The organism is Metabacillus sp. FJAT-52054 (assembly GCF_037201815.1).
GTDB lineage: Bacteria > Bacillota > Bacilli > Bacillales > Bacillaceae > Metabacillus_B > Metabacillus_B sediminis.
On record NZ_CP147407.1, the window covers coordinates 3061877 to 3077589 of the forward strand.

Sequence of the window (15713 nt, forward strand, 5' to 3'; positions counted from 1 at the left end):
TTAACGGTTCAGGAATCTATCAATTTGCGTGATTCGCATATGATTTGGAAAGACTTTATAATGGAAACAAACATGCAATTTCAGAAAAGAAGGAATGCAGCTATGCAAAACAATAAATGGGTTTCATTTCTGATCACGCTGCTTTTTGCAGTGACCGGCGGAATCATATTTCAGCTTATTTCAATGCCAATACCATGGCTGATCGGCTCCATGGTTTTTGTACTGATCGGATCAAACATTTTTCATAGCACAAAGCTATACTGGCCTCAGCAAATACGAAATTCAGGCATGGTGATCGTCGGCTATACGATTGGATTGTCGTTTACAATGGAGGCACTGCATCAAATTGGACTGCAGCTTCCCGCCATGATCCTGCTGACCGCGATGCTTCTCATGCTTTCAACCATCATTTCAATACTCGTTTCCAAGCTATCCGGGATTTCTTTTCCCACCATTTTAATGGGCAGTATACCAGGCGGGCTGAGCCAGATCATTCCACTTGCAGAGGAAACAAAGGGGATCGACATAACTGTTGTCACCTTTCTCCAGGTATCCAGGCTGATAATGATTGTCTTCTGTGTACCGCTGCTCATTTTCAGTCCCTTGTTTGGAAATCCGGACCATCATGCTGCAGGCGTTCAGAGGGCTGCCGGCTGGGACGGGCTATTCCCTCACATTTGGATTTTCGCAGTCATCTGTATACTGGCAGCAATCATCGGAAAAAAATTAAAACTGCCGACGGCCTACTTGCTCGGACCGATGATTGTGACCATTATTCTGAATCTATCAGGGTATGACGGACCGCCTCTTCCTCCATCCATCCTGAATATCTCGCAGCTGATGATCGGTGCGTACATCGGACTCATGCTGAAGCCTGAAAGACTAAAAAATAAGGTAAGAATTGCTTTCCTTGCTTTGCTAAGCGGATTGCTGCTGATTTCCGGCTCCATCGGCTTGAGTCTTCTTCTTACACAGCTTCATCCCATCACCTTTGTTAGCGCCTTTTTAAGCCTATCCCCAGGGGGAATGGACCAAATGGCGCTGATTGGAAAGGAAGTAAACGCTGATCTCTCAGTCGTAGTTTGCTACCAGCTATTCCGGATTCTATTTATCTTCCTTGCCGTTCCCCCGCTCATCAGGGTTATTTTTAGAACGATTTTGAAAAGAAGTTTGGCTGCAGAGGCATCGAAAATAGAATAAATGGCATGCAAAAAACCAGTTAGGTGATCCTAACTGGTTTTTTGCGCTAATTAAATTTCACGCCGAAGTGCAGACAAAACATCAATATTCGTCGCCTTTACAGCTGGACGCAGGCCGGATAGGATGGCCACTCCAATGCTGATGGCGGCTGCAATAAGAACGAGTGACACCGGGATATAGGAAATCTGCATATCAAAAGGAGCGGCCTCACCCCCGCCAGCTGTTGACTGCAGGATAAGCGGTACAATTTTATTTGCAGCCCAGCTTATTCCATAAGAAATGACAACCCCGATCACAGACCCTGCAACCCCAATCCATGCGCTCTCCATTAAAAACAGCCTTCTAATCATGTTTGGCTGCGCACCGATCGCCTTCATAATTCCAATTTGCTGCGTTCGCTCCGTTACGGCCATTGTCATCGTATTGAAGATACCAATGGAGGCGATTAGTACAGCTACCGTCCCTACAAAGATCAGCCCAACCTTAAAGGCAGTGAAAAACAAATTCATGCTTTCAAGCTCCTCTGTAATCGAGTAAACGAGATAGCCCTTGTCCTTAAGTGCTTTTGTCAGTCCATCCACCTGATCAATGGATGACGCATAAGCGTTCACATTGCTATATGTGATTTCCTTCTCATAATCAAAATCCGGATTGACGAGCGGAGCCAGCTCTTTCAGCATATTGTCCCCGATCATCACATTTGTGTCTTCCATAAAATCTCTTGCAGGCTTTTTGGATACTCCCGTAATGACAAACGGATAAGACTTTTCTTTCCCGTTTAAATCGGTATACACAAAAGTTACTTTTTTGTTCAGCAAGTCCTTTTTGTATCCTTCAGGTCTCTTCACATTGCCTTCTGGATTTGAGTTGTATGCATCAAGCTGCTTCTGTTCATTTTCAGTGAGAAGCTGTTTTCCAAAATGATAGCCAACCACAATTTCATTCGGCTTCTCTGGCATTTTCCCCCGGTCCAGGGATAGATTCGCTTTTTTCTCCTGCTTCATATTTGTAACAATCGATGTGAAATTTTGTCCCGTTCTTCCTTCTAACTGAGCTTTTGCCGGGGCCTCAATCATGTTTCTCGTAACGACCGCTTTCACATTTTCGGTTTCCTCAATATCCTTTATTAAGCTGCTCGTAATGGGCTTGGCAGATTCTTCTCCATCCTGTTTTCCTTCAACCTTCACTTCCGTAAGGATCTGCTGCTTTTGAATTTCATCTGTCAGCGTTTTTTGAAATCCAAACCCAACCGAAGCTAATACAATCAGGAAGGAACAGCCCATCGTTGTCGCTAGAATGGTCATGAAAACACGAAGGCGGTTCTTTTTAATATTTTGCCGGACAAATCCGATCTGATCCTTAAGCTTCAACCGGCACACCCCCGTTCACTAAAACGCCATCATGAAGATTGAAGCGCTTATGACTGATTTCCGCTACTTCATCATCATGAGTAATGATGAAAAAGGTAATTCCCTTTTCACGGTTCAGCTCTTGTATCAGACCGAGAATCTCTTTTTCTGTTTCTGAATCCAGGCTTCCAGTCGGTTCATCCGCGAGAATGATCTGAGGATTCAAAATGAGAGCCCTCGCAATACTGACACGCTGCTGCTGACCGCCCGAAAGCTCATTTGGATAATGGTTCGCCTGCTCTAAAAGACCAACACGGCCAAGCATTTCATTCACTCTGATTTTCCGCTGAGATGCAGAAACTCCTCTAAGTGTTAAAGGAAGAGCAATATTTTCAAAGGTTGACAGACTCGGTATCAACTGAAAATTCTGAAAGATAAACCCAAAGTTCTCTAGTCGGAACTCCGCCCACTTCTTTTCATTAAATTGAGTTACATCCTGTCCATTAATAAGAATCTGTCCCGCAACCGGCTTCATAAATCCTGAAATCAAATTCAGCAGCGTCGATTTCCCTGATCCGCTCCGGCCGACAATTGAAGCAATTTCACCCTTTTCAATATCAAGGGAAATACCGGTCAGCACCGGAATTTCCCTCTCCTTCCCTTTTTTGCCGACAAAGAAGGAATGAGATAGGTCGTTGATTTGTATCATGAAGTCCTCTCCCTGCTTTATAATTTTGCCTTTTTATATATTAGAAAGTATCCCAGGGTTCCACCTATTCCGGCACCTATTAACAACCCAATTACATATCCGGTAATAGAATTTGATGAGCCGTAAGAAATCCCCCCAAATCCTAATGTCCCAAGTAATACCACGATAATAAAGACAGGTAAATTTAATTGCTTCCAGCTGAAGAAATAACCGTTTCGCTCCATAGGCTGCTTCAAGAAGGAAGCATATCCAATAATCAGATAAACTAAAGTCATAAATAGAGGAGCAAGCATCTGAGTATATGACAATTCCTTAGCATAAGCAAAGTAAGAAGGAGCTAAGAATATCGCCATTTCTTCAGAAAGATTCACCAGACTTGACGGCGGGTGCTCCATAAACGGATATAAATTCATAACAACTACCCCTACTACTAAAAGAGGAAGCATTGCCGTGCTAATAGCCACTATACCTTGAGCAAGCGATGTACCTGTCATACAGCCCGCAGCAAATACTAATGTAAATACCATAATCAGCGAAACGCCGGTCATGCAAAAATAATGAAGAAAACTGCCGTTGATCGCCGTGCCATGATATAAACTTAACTGCAGCAAAGTAATTCCATAAGAAAGAAGCAGGGAAACGACAATGACGCATATTCCAGTGAGCCATTTCGTCCAGAAAATTGTGCTTCGGGAATAAGGAAGAGCCAGAGTGAAATCCATGCTCCCGCGCTGTTTTTCACTGCCTAAAAAACCGACTGCCAGGGAAAATGAGATAATTAAAATAATCCCCATAAAAAATTTTGATGAAAAATCAAATTCATATGGACCAGAAATACGATTGGTAATGAACGAAGAGTAATCCTCCCATAAAATAAAGGGCATATTTCCAATCAAAATAATCATCGACACAGCAATAAGAACAGCTGATTGCCTTAATTCTTTAAGTATGAGCCCCTTTATTACCATCTCCGTTTACCTCCAAACCTCGCAATAAATACTTCCTCTAAGCTGACTGGGAGTTCATTCCAGACTCTCGGTTCCAGGGATTGAAGCCACTCTCTTTGCCCGCTGTTTCTTTTCTCCAATAAAACTGTATAGAATACCCCTGTATGATCAAGGATGGGAATCCCTTTCTCACGAATTTGAAGATGATGGTCGTTTTCAAAAGCTAACTGAACCTTCAAGTAATCCCCTTTTACATCTTCCATATCCACTAGGTTCGAGATTGTATTATCCTCTAGAAATGCAATACGGCTGCAAATTCTCTCAATGTCTTCAAGTCTATGGGAAGTGATCACAATCGCTGTGCTTCGGAGGGCCACCTCATCAATCATTAACTCGAGAACATCGTGGCGGGTTACAGCGTCAATCCCATCCGTTGGTTCATCCAGCAAAATAAGATCAGGCCTCATAGCAAAAGCAATGATTAAAGCAAACTGTTTTTTCAAGCCCGTAGACAAATCACGGTACTTTCTCGTTTCAGACAGACCATACCTGTTCATCAGTTCATTGGCATACGTAACATCAAAATCCGGATACATCGGCTTAAGTATTCTAATCAGCTGTTTATAAGAATAACGCTCGTAAAATCCATTTTGAATTGGCACATATATAATCTTTCTTTTCACCTCAGGATTTGAAGCAATAGGAAGCTCATTAAACAAAATCTCACCCTGATCTGGTATGAGCACCTGTTCAATCAGGCGAAGCAGCGTAGTTTTACCCGACCCATTTCTCCCAAGAAGCCCAAATATTTCTCCTGCATGAATTGTAAAAGAAATATTGCTTAAAATAAGCTCCCCATTCATCTTCTTAGACAGATTCCGAACCTCAAGCATCTTTCCTTCCCCCAACCTCTTTCTTAATCTCATCAATCCACTCATGGAGCTCATTAATATCTATCCCTGCATAAGCCGCATCTATAATCAATGTCTTCAGCTGCTCCTTAAGCATTTCCATCTTCCCCTCATCCAGTTTTATTTTGACATTCTCCGAAACGAAGGTTCCCCTGCCCCTTAACGTCTCAATAATGCCTTCACGTTCAAGCTCCTTGTATGCTTTTCCCACAGTATTTGGATTCGCAATGATAATGGTCGCTAATTCACGAACAGAAGGAAGTTTATCCCCCGGTTTTAGAGCCCCTTTTAAACACAGCTCCTTCATACTCTGAACCACCTGTTCATAAATAGGCGTCGAGCTGCGAGGATCAATTTGTATCATGATCTCCCTACTTTCTTATATTGAATGAACTGTATTAGGTGTACTACAATGATTAATACACTTACTACAATATACAGTTGTGGAGCATTTGTCAACGGCATTTTTATGGAGGGGAGAGATGAATAATTTTATTTGCCTGGCATCGCACTCGTTTTCTGGTTTGCCTGGCATCGCACTCGTTTTCTGGTTTGCCTGGCATTCTTGCCTGGCATCGCACCTTTTTTCCGGTTTGCCTGGCATTCTTGCCTGGCATCGCACCCTTTTTCCGGTTTGCCCGGCATTCTTGCCTGGCATCGCACCCTTTTTCCGGTTTGCCTGGCATTCTTGCCTGGCATCGCACCCTTTTTCCGGTTTGCCTGGCATTCTTGCCTGGCATCGCACCCTGTTTTCCGGTTTGCCTGGCATTCTTGCCTGGCATCGCACCCTTTTTCCGGTTTGCCCGGCATTCTTGCCTGGCATCGCACCCTTTTTCCGGTTTGCCCGGCATTCTTGCCTGGCATCGCACCCTTTTTCCGGTTTGCCCGGCATTCTTGCCTGGCATCGCACCCTTTTTCTGGTTTGCCTGGCATTCTTGCCTGGCATCGCACCCTTTTTCCGGTTTGCCTGGCATTCTTGCCTGGCATCGCACCCTTTTTCCGGTTTGCCTGGCATTCTTGCCTGGCATCGCACCCTTTTTCCGGTTTGCCTGGCATCGAACCCTTTTTCCGGTTTGCCCGGCATTCTTGCCTGGCATCCCCACACGGTTCCACGTTTCCCACGCCTTTTGCCCGGCATCCTCACACTGTCCCAAGTCCCTCACGCATTCGGTCCCCCCTTCCCCAATAAACCCCCAAACAAAAAAGCACCCCCAAAAACTCAGGGTGCCCTCCATAACTTCTTGCCCTATTCACGGTCCAGCTGGATGTCATTTTCACTTTCAACGGTTACGTCCATGTGGCCTTTTTCTTCGAGCTCCCGCTGCATTTCCATGGCTTCTACTTCGCTTCCGAAGGCGGGTCCGTCGAAGACCCGCTCGCCTGTTTCTTTGTCTGTATACTGAACGATATATGTTTTCATAACGCATCTCCTCCCATTATTCTTCTTCCCTTTTTTTATTTAAGGAAAACGAGGGATGACGTTGTTTTACTTTTCAGAAGGATGCTGTTTGGATTTGATTGGCTGGCCTTGCTTTGCGTATTTCTGTTTTGCCTTGGATACTGGATCGAGTTCATTGGAAAATTCGCTTTGGCCGGTTTTTTGTTCTGGGTTGTTCTGATCGGAACGTTTTTTCATGGGTGTGAACCTCCTTAATGTCTTTGAAGAATCATTTCGTTTTGCAGCTGCTGCAATTGAAGCCTCATTCTATACAGCTGTTCTTTTTGCTGATCATCACAGCTTAATGTGAGTTTGTTTAGTTCATTTACGGCGTCCTCGAGCTTGGATTGGGCTTCTGTGTATTCCTGGTCATGATAATGCTCCTGCTTTGCTCCGCTTTCAAATTGCTCTTTTGCATAGTTGTATGTGTCTGTGCACATTTGCATATATTCTTCAACCGATTGCCTTGTGGCCATTGTATAATCTCCTTCCATTATTCAGGTTCGATGCTTCACTTTTATAGGGTTTACGATGGCGGGCGTTTTAACACCGAGAAAATTTGTCATTCAAAAAACGAGCGTGCTAAAATGGCTTAATGACGATAAAAATTTTTCGGGAGGCTTTTCTGATTTGATTCAGTCCAACCCTTTTCCATATGCGAACGATAAAAAAAGGTATCATACATGGAATTATCATTTAAAAGATTTCTTTGGACATAAAGTATTCAAAGTGGCGTTAGACGGGGGATTTGATTGCCCAAACCGCGATGGAACGGTCGCTTACGGAGGCTGTACCTTTTGCAGTGCTGCAGGATCCGGAGATTTTGCCGGCAGCCGGGCGGATGATCTTACAACCCAATTCCATGAAGTGAAAGCAAAAATGCATCAGAAGTGGAAAGATGGAAAGTATATGGCTTACTTTCAGGCATATACGAATACGCATGCTCCTCTTGAGGTTTTAAAAGAGAAGTTTGAAACCGTGCTTGGATTTGAAGATGTTGTCGGCCTGTCCATTGCGACGAGACCGGATTGTCTTCCGGATGATGTGGTGGAGTATTTGGCTGAGCTGAACAAGCGTACTTATTTATGGGTAGAGCTCGGACTTCAGACGGTTCATGAACGGACGGCTTTGCTTATTAACCGGGCCCATGATTATCCTTCCTATGTTGAAGGAGTAAACAAATTAAGGAAGCATGGAATCCGGGTTTGCACTCATATTATTGACGGACTTCCGCTGGAAGATTGGGAAATGATGATGCATACCGCAAGAGAAGTGGCAAAACTGGATGTGCAGGGGATTAAAATTCATCTTCTTCATCTATTGAAGGGCACTCCGATGGTGAAGCAGTATGAAAAAGGGATGCTTGAGTTTCTGTCATTCGAGGATTATGTTCAGCTCGTTTGCGATCAGCTGGAGGTCATTCCTCCTGAAATGATTGTTCACCGAATTACGGGGGATGGTCCGATTGACTTAATGATCGGGCCGATGTGGAGCGTAAATAAATGGTCGGTTATTAATGCGATTGACGCGGAAATGGAGCGGCGCGGCAGTTTTCAGGGGAAATTTTTTCAGGCAGAGAGGGTGGACATAACATGAAGGTAACCCGGATTCTTCCCTTCTGCAGAAATTTGCTTTCTTCTGCTGTTCAGCCTAGTGACATCGCAGTGGATGCAACCGCGGGGAATGGTCATGACACAGCTTTTCTGGCCGGATTAACAGGTGAATCGGGCAGGGTATTCAGCTTCGATATTCAAGAGGATGCCGTCCTGGCAACCGAGAGGCTCCTTAAGGAGAAAAATCTCAGCAGCCGTGTAACCCTTTTTCATAAAGGCCACGAGTGCGCTGAAGAATCCATTCCTGCTGAATACCACGGAAAGCTTGCCGGAGCGGTTTTCAACCTCGGCTATCTCCCCGGAGGCAATAAAGAAATTGTGACGTCCCCTGACTCCACCATTGCAGGCATCAGCCAGCTTTTCCGCATGCTTAAGCCTGAGGGAATCATCGTTCTTGTCATTTACCATGGGCATCCTGAAGGGAAAATAGAAAAAAACGCGGTCCTTGAATTTGCAAAAAACCTTCCACAGGATGAAGCCCATGTGATTCAGTATCAGTTTATTAATCAAAAGAATAATCCCCCCTTTATTTGTGCAATTGAAAAAAGATAAAAAAGCGCCGGCCGATGAGCCGGTTTTTTCGTTTGCAGGGAAGAATAAATTCACCCGAAAAATAAAATACTAAATTCGAGATTTCTTCGTTGACTTTCGACAATTTCTGCCTTAATCTTATAAAGTATTTTTTAAATAAATTAAACCTATCAACTAACTGGGGGATTACAAAAATGAGAAGATTTTTATCCATTTTTCTTATAGCGGCTGCTTTGCTTGCATTAGCTGCCTGCGGTTCGAAAAAAGAAGAAAGCGCTGGAAGTCTGTATGATTCCATTAAAGAAAAAGGCGAAGTTACGATTGGAACGGAAGGTACATACGCGCCATTTACGTTTCATGACAAACAGGGAAACCTTACAGGATTTGATGTAGAGATTGCAAAAGAGGTTTTTAAACGCCTTGATATTAAACCTAAATTCATCGAAGCAAAATGGGATGGAATGATTGCAGGTCTTGATTCCAAACGCTATGACATGGTTGCCAATGAAGTAGCGATCCGCCCTGAACGTTTAGAGAAGTACGATATGTCTGAGCCTTACATCGTTTCAAAAGCGGTTCTTATCGTAAAGGAAGACAATAACGAGATTAAATCCCTAAAAGATTTAAAAGGCAAAAAAGTGGGGCAGTCACTGGACAGCAACTATCGTAAAATTGCTGAACAAAACGGTGCAACTAATACGGTTGTGGATGGCTTCAATCAATCCATTGATTTGATTGCTGCTGGAAGAATCGATGCGACAATCAATGACAGTCTTTCATACCTTGATTTGAAAAAACAGCGTCCTGAGCTTCCAATTAAGAAAGTTTATGAAGAAAAAGAAGCGACAGAAAATGCATTCCTTTTCCGCAAAGACAGCGGAAAGCTAAAAGAAGAAGTCGACAAAGCATTGGCTGAAATGAAAAAAGACGGTACTTACTTGAAAATCTCCGAAAAATGGTTCGGAACAGATGTCTCGAAATAAAGGATTTGAGTGAATATGTTTGCTGATGAACGTTCACAGCGGATTATAGGGATTCTAACCGAATCCTTTTTTCCGCTTTTAAAAGCAGGAATTGCCTTTACCATTCCTCTGACCCTAATCACTTTTGCCCTTGGTCTGATTTTAGCGTTTTTCGTTGCCCTAGCCCGCATGTCCAATATTCGGATCCTTACAGCCATATCAGGCTTCTACGTCTGGGTTTTCCGGGGAACACCGCTGCTCGTTCAGCTGTTTATCCTATTCTTTGGACTGGGAAGCGTTGGGATTACACTGGATCCATTCACAGCCGCGGTCATTGGATTCACCCTTAATAAGGGTGCTTACACCTCGGAAATCATCCGTGCTGCCATTTTGTCTATCCCAAAGGGACAATGGGAAGCAGCTTATTCAATTAATATGACTAGAGCGCAGGCAATACGGAGAATCATTCTTCCGCAGGCGGTGCGTGTATCCATTCCTCCGCTTGGGAACTCGTTTATTAGTCTTGTTAAAGATACATCGCTTGCAGCAACCATCACGGTTACGGAAATGTTCCAAAAAGGGCAGCAAATCGCGGCCGTATACTATGAACCGCTTTGGCTGTATATCGAAGTAGCCTTTATCTATCTTATTTTCAGCACCGTACTTTCCTGGCTGCAAACCAAACTGGAACGCCGTTTTGAACGCGGCATTGCCAAATAAGGAGGGGCTGTCATGATTAGAATAAGCAATCTTTATAAACGCTTTGGAGAACTCGAAGTTCTAAAAGGGATTGATTTGACGATTGAAAAAGGGAAAACAGCTGTCATTATCGGTCCTTCCGGTTCCGGCAAAACGACTTTGCTGCGCTGCCTGAATTTGCTGGAGGTACCGAATGCAGGAACGATTCAGCTTGGAACGGAGACCATTCAGTTCTCCGAAAAGCAAAAGCTGAAGACAAGCACGGTGGCAGGGTTCAGAAAGCAAACCGGAATGGTTTTTCAAAGCTATAACCTATTTCCGCATTTAACAGCTGTGCAAAACGTAATGGAAGGCCAGGTCGTGGTTAAGGGACTGTCTAAAGACGAAGCCAGGAAAAAGGCCCTCCTCCAGCTGGAAAAGGTTGGCCTTTTGGACAGAGCGGATATGTACCCTCATCAATTGTCCGGCGGTCAGCAGCAGCGTGTTGGAATTGCCCGTGCTATGGCGATGGATCCGGATGTTCTTCTGTTTGATGAACCTACCTCTGCTCTTGACCCTGAGCTTGTCGGTGAAGTGCTGAAGGTCATGAAAGACCTTTCAAATGAAGGGATGACCATGGTGATCGTCACGCATGAGATGCACTTTGCAAGAGATGCAGCCGATCTCGTCATCTTCATGGATAATGGGGCGGTTGTGGAAACGGGCTCTCCTCAGGAAGTATTTGATCAAACGAAAAATGCCCGTACCCTTCAATTTCTGAATAAGGTACAGGCAACTATTTAAGAGCAAAAAGCTGCAGAAGCAAAATTCTGCAGCTTTTTTTGATTCACTGAGCGGTTATTTTCTGGAACGTGCGATACGCTCTGCCGTTCAGGTAGAAAAACAGAGACGTTCCGCCGCCTCTTCGCAATAACGTTCTGGCAAGCTTATTCAGCTCTTTTCTGGACGTTACTTTCCGGTCAGAAAGGTACACGCCGAGCAAGCCTCTATTGATCAGCTTGTGAAATCCTTCATGAGGAATTCCTTTTAAACTGCTGTCAGCCTTTTCAATAAAATGCTTGAGGCGCTTCATCATGCTCTCCTCTGTTGGATAATAGCTGCAAAAATTCAAATCTCCCCCTGCACGATCCTCTTCCTGATCAATTAAGTAGTCAAGAAGAATATGAAGTCCTTGAATGTAAGGGAAATAGCTGTCACGGATCTGCTTGGCCAAATGCTGATCGTAGGAATTTTGGAAGCCGTATGCGACAAGGCAAAAAATGCCTAGGGTTGAACCGCTGCAGGCAGAGAATTCGTACCATTCCATCTCAGGAAGTGCGCTTCGATGATGCTCGAACCATGTTTCAAGACGCGGCACTCTCTCTTCAATTTGGACATGCTTATGTACTTGGAGATCGCAGTAATACCCGGAAAGCTCAAGCAGCGTGTCTTTTATATGAGGGTAACCATCTATCTTTCCCAGCTGTCTTTGGCATGTGATGACAAGATCATGCAAATACCCGCCATCATCCTGATCCTCCCGGAATGAATAATAATTTTTCAGTTCCGCCCCGACCGTAAGTGCGTCCGGCATGGACTGATGCAGCATCCTGAAATCATCTGGATCGAGCGATGTGCTGCGGTCGCATAGATTATCCAAGTAATCGCTGATCGTCTGGTAGGCGACAATAAACTCGACACATTCTTTCATATTCGGCCCTGCCAATATCGCAAGAATGCCCCCGCCTTCACAGTGGAATGATTTTTCAGTGATACTTGCCAAAGCCTGACTTCTCAGCTCTGCATTTGGAATGGATTCAGCCTTTTTCTTCCACTCATCCAAATAAAGGTGGACAAGAGGAAATACATTTTTGTACACCTTTTTCATAAGCGAAAAGGGAGATGTCGGGATGGTCATGTATTTTCACTCCAATTTTCTTTCGGCAGCTCCGGAAGATGATATTCGGCAAAAGCGTGGGCCATTTTAAACACTTGATCACGATCAGGTTCATTGAAAATTTCGTGATAAAACCCTTTCCATTCCTTGTATGTTTTCTCGGTGGCATCCAAACGGTTGAACCACGATTTAACGGCGTTCTTATCCACTATTTTATCATCGCCTCCCTGCATAAGAAGGACCGGTATATCCGGGAATTTATTTTGTTTGTCGTTCGCCTGGTCCACTGCATGTACAAGTTCCCTGTACCAGCGGACCGAAACTTTCGTTACATAAAGGGGATCATTTTCGTCAATTTCAATAACCGACTTATTGCGTGTCGCCATTTCAATAGACAGATTGGAATTCATCAGAAGTGCGGGATATACCACATTCAGACCCTTTGAAAGAACATCCAATGCCCGATTCGGCTTATGCATTAAACCAAGGCAGGGCGATGATAGAATCACGCCGGCTAGATTGTGTTCTTTTTCCTGCAGGGCTCTGATTGCAATCAGGCCTCCCATACTGTGTCCGAGAAGAAACAAAGGAAGATCATACTTATCTGCTTCCGTCAGCCATAAACTTAGCTCATTTATGTATTCATTAAAGGATTGAATATGTCCTCTTCTTCTGGTTGAGGTTCCCTGTCCCGGCAAGTCCCCCATAATGACGTTATAGCCCGCGCATCTCCAGTTTTCAATCAGCCATTTATAGCGTCTGTGATGCTCGGCTGCGCCATGAATCATGACAATTACTCCCTTAGGACGGTCTGCTTCCCATTTCCACATAAGAATCCCTCCCTTTCTCACAATTTTCCTGCATCTCCTTACAAGGAGCCTTTGTTTTATTATAATGTAATTAGAATTCCCTAATTACGTGAAAGGATGTTTAGTAAATGATCTATCCATATAACCAATACATACCTGAAATATCAGAAAGTGCTTTTATTGCTGATTATGTAACCATTTCCGGTGATGTCAAAATCGGTGATGAGTCAAGCATCTGGTTCAATACGGTGATCCGGGGGGATGTAGCACCAACCATTATCGGAAAACGGGTAAATATCCAGGATCAATGCTGCCTTCATCAAAGCCCCGGCAATCCATTACTTATTGAAGATGATGTTACCGTCGGCCATCAGGTCATTCTCCACAGCTCCATTATCAAAAGAAATGCTTTAATCGGCATGGGTTCCTTGATTTTAGACGGAGCTGAGATCGGTGAAGGCGCCTTTATTGGAGCAGGAAGTCTCGTTCCTCCCGGAAAAAAAATCCCTCCCAATACCCTGGCTTTCGGACGGCCCGCTAAAGTAATCCGTCCCCTGAATCACGAGGATTTGAAGGATATGGCCCGCATCCGCAGAGAATACACGGAAAAGGCGCAAATTTATAAAAAGGCCACCCCTATTCAAAAAGGGAAGTAAGCTGCTGTTTTTAATCCCCCGCTGACGGTAGATTGACTATATTTTATCATGGCGGGGCATGACTTCAAAAGAATGATGCCCTCATCCATTGGAAAATCAGGTTTTTCACGTCTTCTTAAAGGAATTGAAAAAAAAAGATTGAATTTCTTTACAAATTCTTATTATTAACTAAATAATTCTAAATTAGAATAGTATAAAAGGCGTTTGTAAAGGAGCATCTGATTATATGAAAACCAAGCTGATTGCAAACATGTATGATTTCGAATGCAAGCTCTTCCGAAGCGTCAACAGACATTTTGACCGCAAGTTTCTCAACTTGTACTTTCGGAATATCACGCATGTTGGAGGAGCGACTCTAACCATTTTAGTCTGCTTAGCCATGATTTTATTTGCGCAGGGCCCTGTTAAATGGGTAGCGATAGCCAGTGCGGCATCTCTAGCATTAAGCCACATTCCAGTTGCCATAGTAAAAAAAATGTATCCAAGGAAACGGCCGTATATTTCACTTTTGGAGACGAAGGTGCCTGCCAATCCATTAGAAGATCATTCTTTTCCATCCGGACATACAACAGCCATTTTTTCCGTCATTATACCTTTCTTGCTTTTCATGCCCAGTCTTGCCTTGATTCTGATCCCTTTAGGAATTAGTGTGGGGCTTTCCCGTATCTATCTTGGACTTCATTATCCTTCTGACGTACTGGCAGGATGCCTGCTTGGCACATCTACAAGCATCATGACATTTATGATGGTCAGCAAGTGGTTCCCGAATCTGATTCATTTCACTTGATTATTCGGTTCGACTTTAATGTCTGGAGGGGTTCGATGAAAATCGCATTGTTTACTGATACGTATGCTCCCGATGTCAACGGTGTAGCCCGTACATTAAAACGGTTCACAGACTACCTTGAAGCGAACGGCCATGAATATCGTGTATTTGCACCGGAGAGCACGAAAGAAAGTTTATTTTCCAGTCACATTCACCGTTTTACGAGCTTCCCTTTCTTTTTGTATCCTGAATGCCGTGTTGCCTGGCCCAACATGCTTCAGGTTAAAGGAGAGCTCCAAAAATTTCAGCCCGATCTCGTCCACATCGCTACTCCCTTCAATATCGGTTTATGCGGAATGCATTATGCAAAAAAATTAAACATACCGATCGTTGGTTCCTATCACACGGATTTCGATCAATATCTTGAGTATTACGACCTTCAGTTCTTTTCAAAAATACTTTGGAAATACATGCATTGGTTTCACAGACCATTTAAAAAACTTTTTGTGCCGTCTCCCGAAACCCTAGAACAGCTTAAAGTACAAGGGTTCCCCAATCTGCGTATTTGGGGAAGAGGGGTAGACTGTTCCGTGTTTTCTCCAAGTTTAGAGGGTTTTGATGCCCATGAGGAATACAATATTAAAGAACCGTTTATCCTCTCTTATGCAGGCCGTCTCGCTCCTGAGAAAGACATACAGACGCTGATGGCCGCAGCGAAAACAATGCCTGCCCATTTAAGGGAAAAAGTTCACTTTCTTATCGTGGGAGACGGTCCATCCAAGCTCGAAATGATGAAGGACGCTCCTGAAAACATGACATTTGCCGGTTACGTCAGCGGCAGGAATCTTGCAAAAATATATGCTTCTTCTGATTTGTTTGTCTTCCCATCTCCTACCGAAACCTTTGGAAATGTTGTCCTTGAGTCCCTTGCCTGCGGAACCCCCGTTATTGGTGCAAACTCCGGGGGTGTAAAGAATATCATTTCTGAAGGAAAGAACGGGCTGCTGTGCGAGCCGCGAAACCCTGAAGCGTTTATAGAAGCCATTTCCTCTTTGCTGGAAAATCACCGATTACGGGAGGAAATGTCCCGAAATGCAAGAGCCTATGCCTTAACCCAGACCTGGGACAGCATATTCGATGGACTTTTAAACGATTATGAAGAAGTTATCATTCATCCTGAAGAAGTTCGCTACGCTTAATCACCACCATAAAGAAAGGCCCCGGCTCTTCACCAGCCGTGGCCTTTC

At 44.0% G+C, this 15713-nt stretch carries 20 protein-coding genes; 9 read left to right on the forward strand and 11 right to left on the reverse strand.

Annotation, left to right across the window (positions count from 1 at the left end):
* Positions 1 to 102: 102 nt before the first annotated feature.
* Positions 103 to 1200, forward strand: a complete 1098-nt coding sequence (locus WCV65_RS15850) for an AbrB family transcriptional regulator (RefSeq protein WP_338777783.1) — start codon at positions 103 to 105, stop codon at positions 1198 to 1200.
* Between the two features lie 50 nt (positions 1201 to 1250).
* On the opposite strand, the gene WCV65_RS15855 is transcribed toward WCV65_RS15850, so the two are convergent.
* The 9 genes from WCV65_RS15855 to WCV65_RS15895 all read right to left on the reverse strand — a co-directional run bounded on the left by WCV65_RS15855 (position 1251) and on the right by WCV65_RS15895 (position 7030).
* On the reverse strand, positions 1251 to 2570 hold the full coding sequence (locus WCV65_RS15855) for an FtsX-like permease family protein (RefSeq protein ID WP_338777785.1): 1320 nt from the start codon (positions 2568 to 2570) through the stop codon (positions 1251 to 1253).
* Complete coding sequence (locus tag WCV65_RS15860) at positions 2560 to 3258, reverse strand: ABC transporter ATP-binding protein (RefSeq protein WP_338777787.1); 699 nt, start codon at positions 3256 to 3258, stop codon at positions 2560 to 2562. The genes WCV65_RS15855 and WCV65_RS15860 overlap by 11 nt, the downstream gene beginning before the upstream one ends.
* Before the next feature lie 17 nt (positions 3259 to 3275).
* Positions 3276 to 4226, reverse strand: a complete 951-nt coding sequence (locus WCV65_RS15865) for an ABC transporter permease subunit (protein WP_338777789.1) — start codon at positions 4224 to 4226, stop codon at positions 3276 to 3278.
* Positions 4220 to 5098 (reverse strand): ABC transporter ATP-binding protein, encoded by an 879-nt coding sequence (locus WCV65_RS15870; protein ID WP_338777791.1) that lies wholly within the window; start codon positions 5096 to 5098, stop codon positions 4220 to 4222. The genes WCV65_RS15865 and WCV65_RS15870 overlap by 7 nt, the downstream gene beginning before the upstream one ends.
* Positions 5091 to 5480: a GntR family transcriptional regulator gene (locus tag WCV65_RS15875; RefSeq protein WP_338777793.1), complete on the reverse strand. Its 390-nt coding sequence runs from the start codon at positions 5478 to 5480 to the stop codon at positions 5091 to 5093. Before WCV65_RS15875 ends, WCV65_RS15870 begins: the two co-directional genes overlap by 8 nt.
* Before the next feature lie 103 nt (positions 5481 to 5583).
* The gene (locus WCV65_RS15880) at positions 5584 to 6279 is read right to left on the reverse strand and encodes a hypothetical protein (protein ID WP_338777795.1); all 696 of its coding nucleotides are present in this window, start codon (positions 6277 to 6279) and stop codon (positions 5584 to 5586) included.
* A gap of 83 nt (positions 6280 to 6362) precedes the next feature.
* Complete coding sequence (locus WCV65_RS15885; protein WP_156505866.1) at positions 6363 to 6536, reverse strand: hypothetical protein; 174 nt, start codon at positions 6534 to 6536, stop codon at positions 6363 to 6365.
* Positions 6537 to 6602: 66 nt separating this feature from the next.
* Positions 6603 to 6752, reverse strand: coding sequence for a hypothetical protein (locus WCV65_RS15890; protein WP_035409773.1), 150 nt, complete (start codon positions 6750 to 6752; stop codon positions 6603 to 6605).
* 14 nt (positions 6753 to 6766) lie between these two features.
* Complete coding sequence (locus tag WCV65_RS15895; protein WP_035409777.1) at positions 6767 to 7030, reverse strand: YtzC family protein; 264 nt, start codon at positions 7028 to 7030, stop codon at positions 6767 to 6769.
* A 154-nt stretch (positions 7031 to 7184) separates the two neighbouring features.
* Between WCV65_RS15895 and WCV65_RS15900 the strand changes: the two genes are divergently transcribed.
* From WCV65_RS15900 to WCV65_RS15920, 5 genes are all read left to right on the forward strand, one after another.
* Entirely contained in the window at positions 7185 to 8150 is a 966-nt protein-coding gene (locus WCV65_RS15900) for a TIGR01212 family radical SAM protein (protein WP_338777798.1), read from the forward strand.
* On the forward strand, positions 8147 to 8719 hold the full coding sequence (locus tag WCV65_RS15905) for a class I SAM-dependent methyltransferase (protein ID WP_338777800.1): 573 nt from the start codon (positions 8147 to 8149) through the stop codon (positions 8717 to 8719). The genes WCV65_RS15900 and WCV65_RS15905 overlap by 4 nt, the downstream gene beginning before the upstream one ends.
* Before the next feature lie 173 nt (positions 8720 to 8892).
* The gene (locus WCV65_RS15910; protein WP_338777802.1) at positions 8893 to 9681 is read left to right on the forward strand and encodes an amino acid ABC transporter substrate-binding protein; all 789 of its coding nucleotides are present in this window, start codon (positions 8893 to 8895) and stop codon (positions 9679 to 9681) included.
* 15 nt (positions 9682 to 9696) lie between these two features.
* On the forward strand, positions 9697 to 10380 hold the full coding sequence (locus WCV65_RS15915) for an amino acid ABC transporter permease (RefSeq protein ID WP_035409787.1): 684 nt from the start codon (positions 9697 to 9699) through the stop codon (positions 10378 to 10380).
* Between the two features lie 12 nt (positions 10381 to 10392).
* Positions 10393 to 11142 carry an amino acid ABC transporter ATP-binding protein gene (locus WCV65_RS15920; protein ID WP_338777806.1) on the forward strand — a complete coding sequence of 250 codons (750 nt, stop codon included), beginning with the start codon at positions 10393 to 10395 and terminating at the stop codon, positions 11140 to 11142.
* A gap of 43 nt (positions 11143 to 11185) precedes the next feature.
* Here the strand turns inward: WCV65_RS15920 and WCV65_RS15925 are convergent, their stop codons facing one another.
* Complete coding sequence (locus WCV65_RS15925; protein WP_338777808.1) at positions 11186 to 12256, reverse strand: tetraprenyl-beta-curcumene synthase family protein; 1071 nt, start codon at positions 12254 to 12256, stop codon at positions 11186 to 11188.
* Positions 12253 to 13065 (reverse strand): alpha/beta hydrolase, encoded by an 813-nt coding sequence (locus WCV65_RS15930; RefSeq protein WP_338777810.1) that lies wholly within the window; start codon positions 13063 to 13065, stop codon positions 12253 to 12255. The genes WCV65_RS15925 and WCV65_RS15930 overlap by 4 nt, the downstream gene beginning before the upstream one ends.
* Positions 13066 to 13172: 107 nt before the next feature.
* On the opposite strand from WCV65_RS15930, the gene WCV65_RS15935 reads away from it, so the two are divergent.
* The 3 genes from WCV65_RS15935 to WCV65_RS15945 all read left to right on the forward strand — a co-directional run bounded on the left by WCV65_RS15935 (position 13173) and on the right by WCV65_RS15945 (position 15665).
* Positions 13173 to 13700, forward strand: coding sequence for a gamma carbonic anhydrase family protein (locus WCV65_RS15935; protein WP_338777812.1), 528 nt, complete (start codon positions 13173 to 13175; stop codon positions 13698 to 13700).
* A 226-nt stretch (positions 13701 to 13926) separates the two neighbouring features.
* Positions 13927 to 14487: a phosphatase PAP2 family protein gene (locus WCV65_RS15940; RefSeq protein ID WP_338777814.1), complete on the forward strand. Its 561-nt coding sequence runs from the start codon at positions 13927 to 13929 to the stop codon at positions 14485 to 14487.
* Positions 14488 to 14522: 35 nt separating this feature from the next.
* Entirely contained in the window at positions 14523 to 15665 is a 1143-nt protein-coding gene (locus WCV65_RS15945; protein ID WP_338777816.1) for a glycosyltransferase family 1 protein, read from the forward strand.
* The last annotated feature ends 48 nt before the right edge of the window (positions 15666 to 15713 follow it).

What these genes read in the sequence shown, in the direction of transcription:
- WCV65_RS15865 (WP_338777789.1), bottom strand. Translation starts at nt 4,226, where the DNA reads ATGGTAATAAAGGGGCTCATACTTAAAGAATTAAGGCAATCAGCTGTT.
- WCV65_RS15930 (WP_338777810.1), bottom strand. Translation starts at nt 13,065, where the DNA reads ATGTGGAAATGGGAAGCAGACCGTCCTAAGGGAGTAATTGTCATGATT.
- WCV65_RS15910 (WP_338777802.1), top strand. Translation starts at nt 8,893, where the DNA reads ATGAGAAGATTTTTATCCATTTTTCTTATAGCGGCTGCTTTGCTTGCA.
- WCV65_RS15915 (WP_035409787.1), top strand. Translation starts at nt 9,697, where the DNA reads ATGTTTGCTGATGAACGTTCACAGCGGATTATAGGGATTCTAACCGAA.
- WCV65_RS15940 (WP_338777814.1), top strand. Translation starts at nt 13,927, where the DNA reads ATGAAAACCAAGCTGATTGCAAACATGTATGATTTCGAATGCAAGCTC.
- WCV65_RS15905 (WP_338777800.1), top strand. Translation starts at nt 8,147, where the DNA reads ATGAAGGTAACCCGGATTCTTCCCTTCTGCAGAAATTTGCTTTCTTCT.
- WCV65_RS15920 (WP_338777806.1), top strand. Translation starts at nt 10,393, where the DNA reads ATGATTAGAATAAGCAATCTTTATAAACGCTTTGGAGAACTCGAAGTT.
- WCV65_RS15890 (WP_035409773.1), bottom strand. Translation starts at nt 6,752, where the DNA reads ATGAAAAAACGTTCCGATCAGAACAACCCAGAACAAAAAACCGGCCAA.
- WCV65_RS15875 (WP_338777793.1), bottom strand. Translation starts at nt 5,480, where the DNA reads ATGATACAAATTGATCCTCGCAGCTCGACGCCTATTTATGAACAGGTG.
- WCV65_RS15850 (WP_338777783.1), top strand. Translation starts at nt 103, where the DNA reads ATGCAAAACAATAAATGGGTTTCATTTCTGATCACGCTGCTTTTTGCA.
- WCV65_RS15860 (WP_338777787.1), bottom strand. Translation starts at nt 3,258, where the DNA reads ATGATACAAATCAACGACCTATCTCATTCCTTCTTTGTCGGCAAAAAA.
- WCV65_RS15870 (WP_338777791.1), bottom strand. Translation starts at nt 5,098, where the DNA reads ATGCTTGAGGTTCGGAATCTGTCTAAGAAGATGAATGGGGAGCTTATT.
- WCV65_RS15925 (WP_338777808.1), bottom strand. Translation starts at nt 12,256, where the DNA reads ATGACCATCCCGACATCTCCCTTTTCGCTTATGAAAAAGGTGTACAAA.
- WCV65_RS15935 (WP_338777812.1), top strand. Translation starts at nt 13,173, where the DNA reads ATGATCTATCCATATAACCAATACATACCTGAAATATCAGAAAGTGCT.
- WCV65_RS15885 (WP_156505866.1), bottom strand. Translation starts at nt 6,536, where the DNA reads ATGAAAACATATATCGTTCAGTATACAGACAAAGAAACAGGCGAGCGG.
- WCV65_RS15945 (WP_338777816.1), top strand. Translation starts at nt 14,523, where the DNA reads ATGAAAATCGCATTGTTTACTGATACGTATGCTCCCGATGTCAACGGT.
- WCV65_RS15895 (WP_035409777.1), bottom strand. Translation starts at nt 7,030, where the DNA reads ATGGCCACAAGGCAATCGGTTGAAGAATATATGCAAATGTGCACAGAC.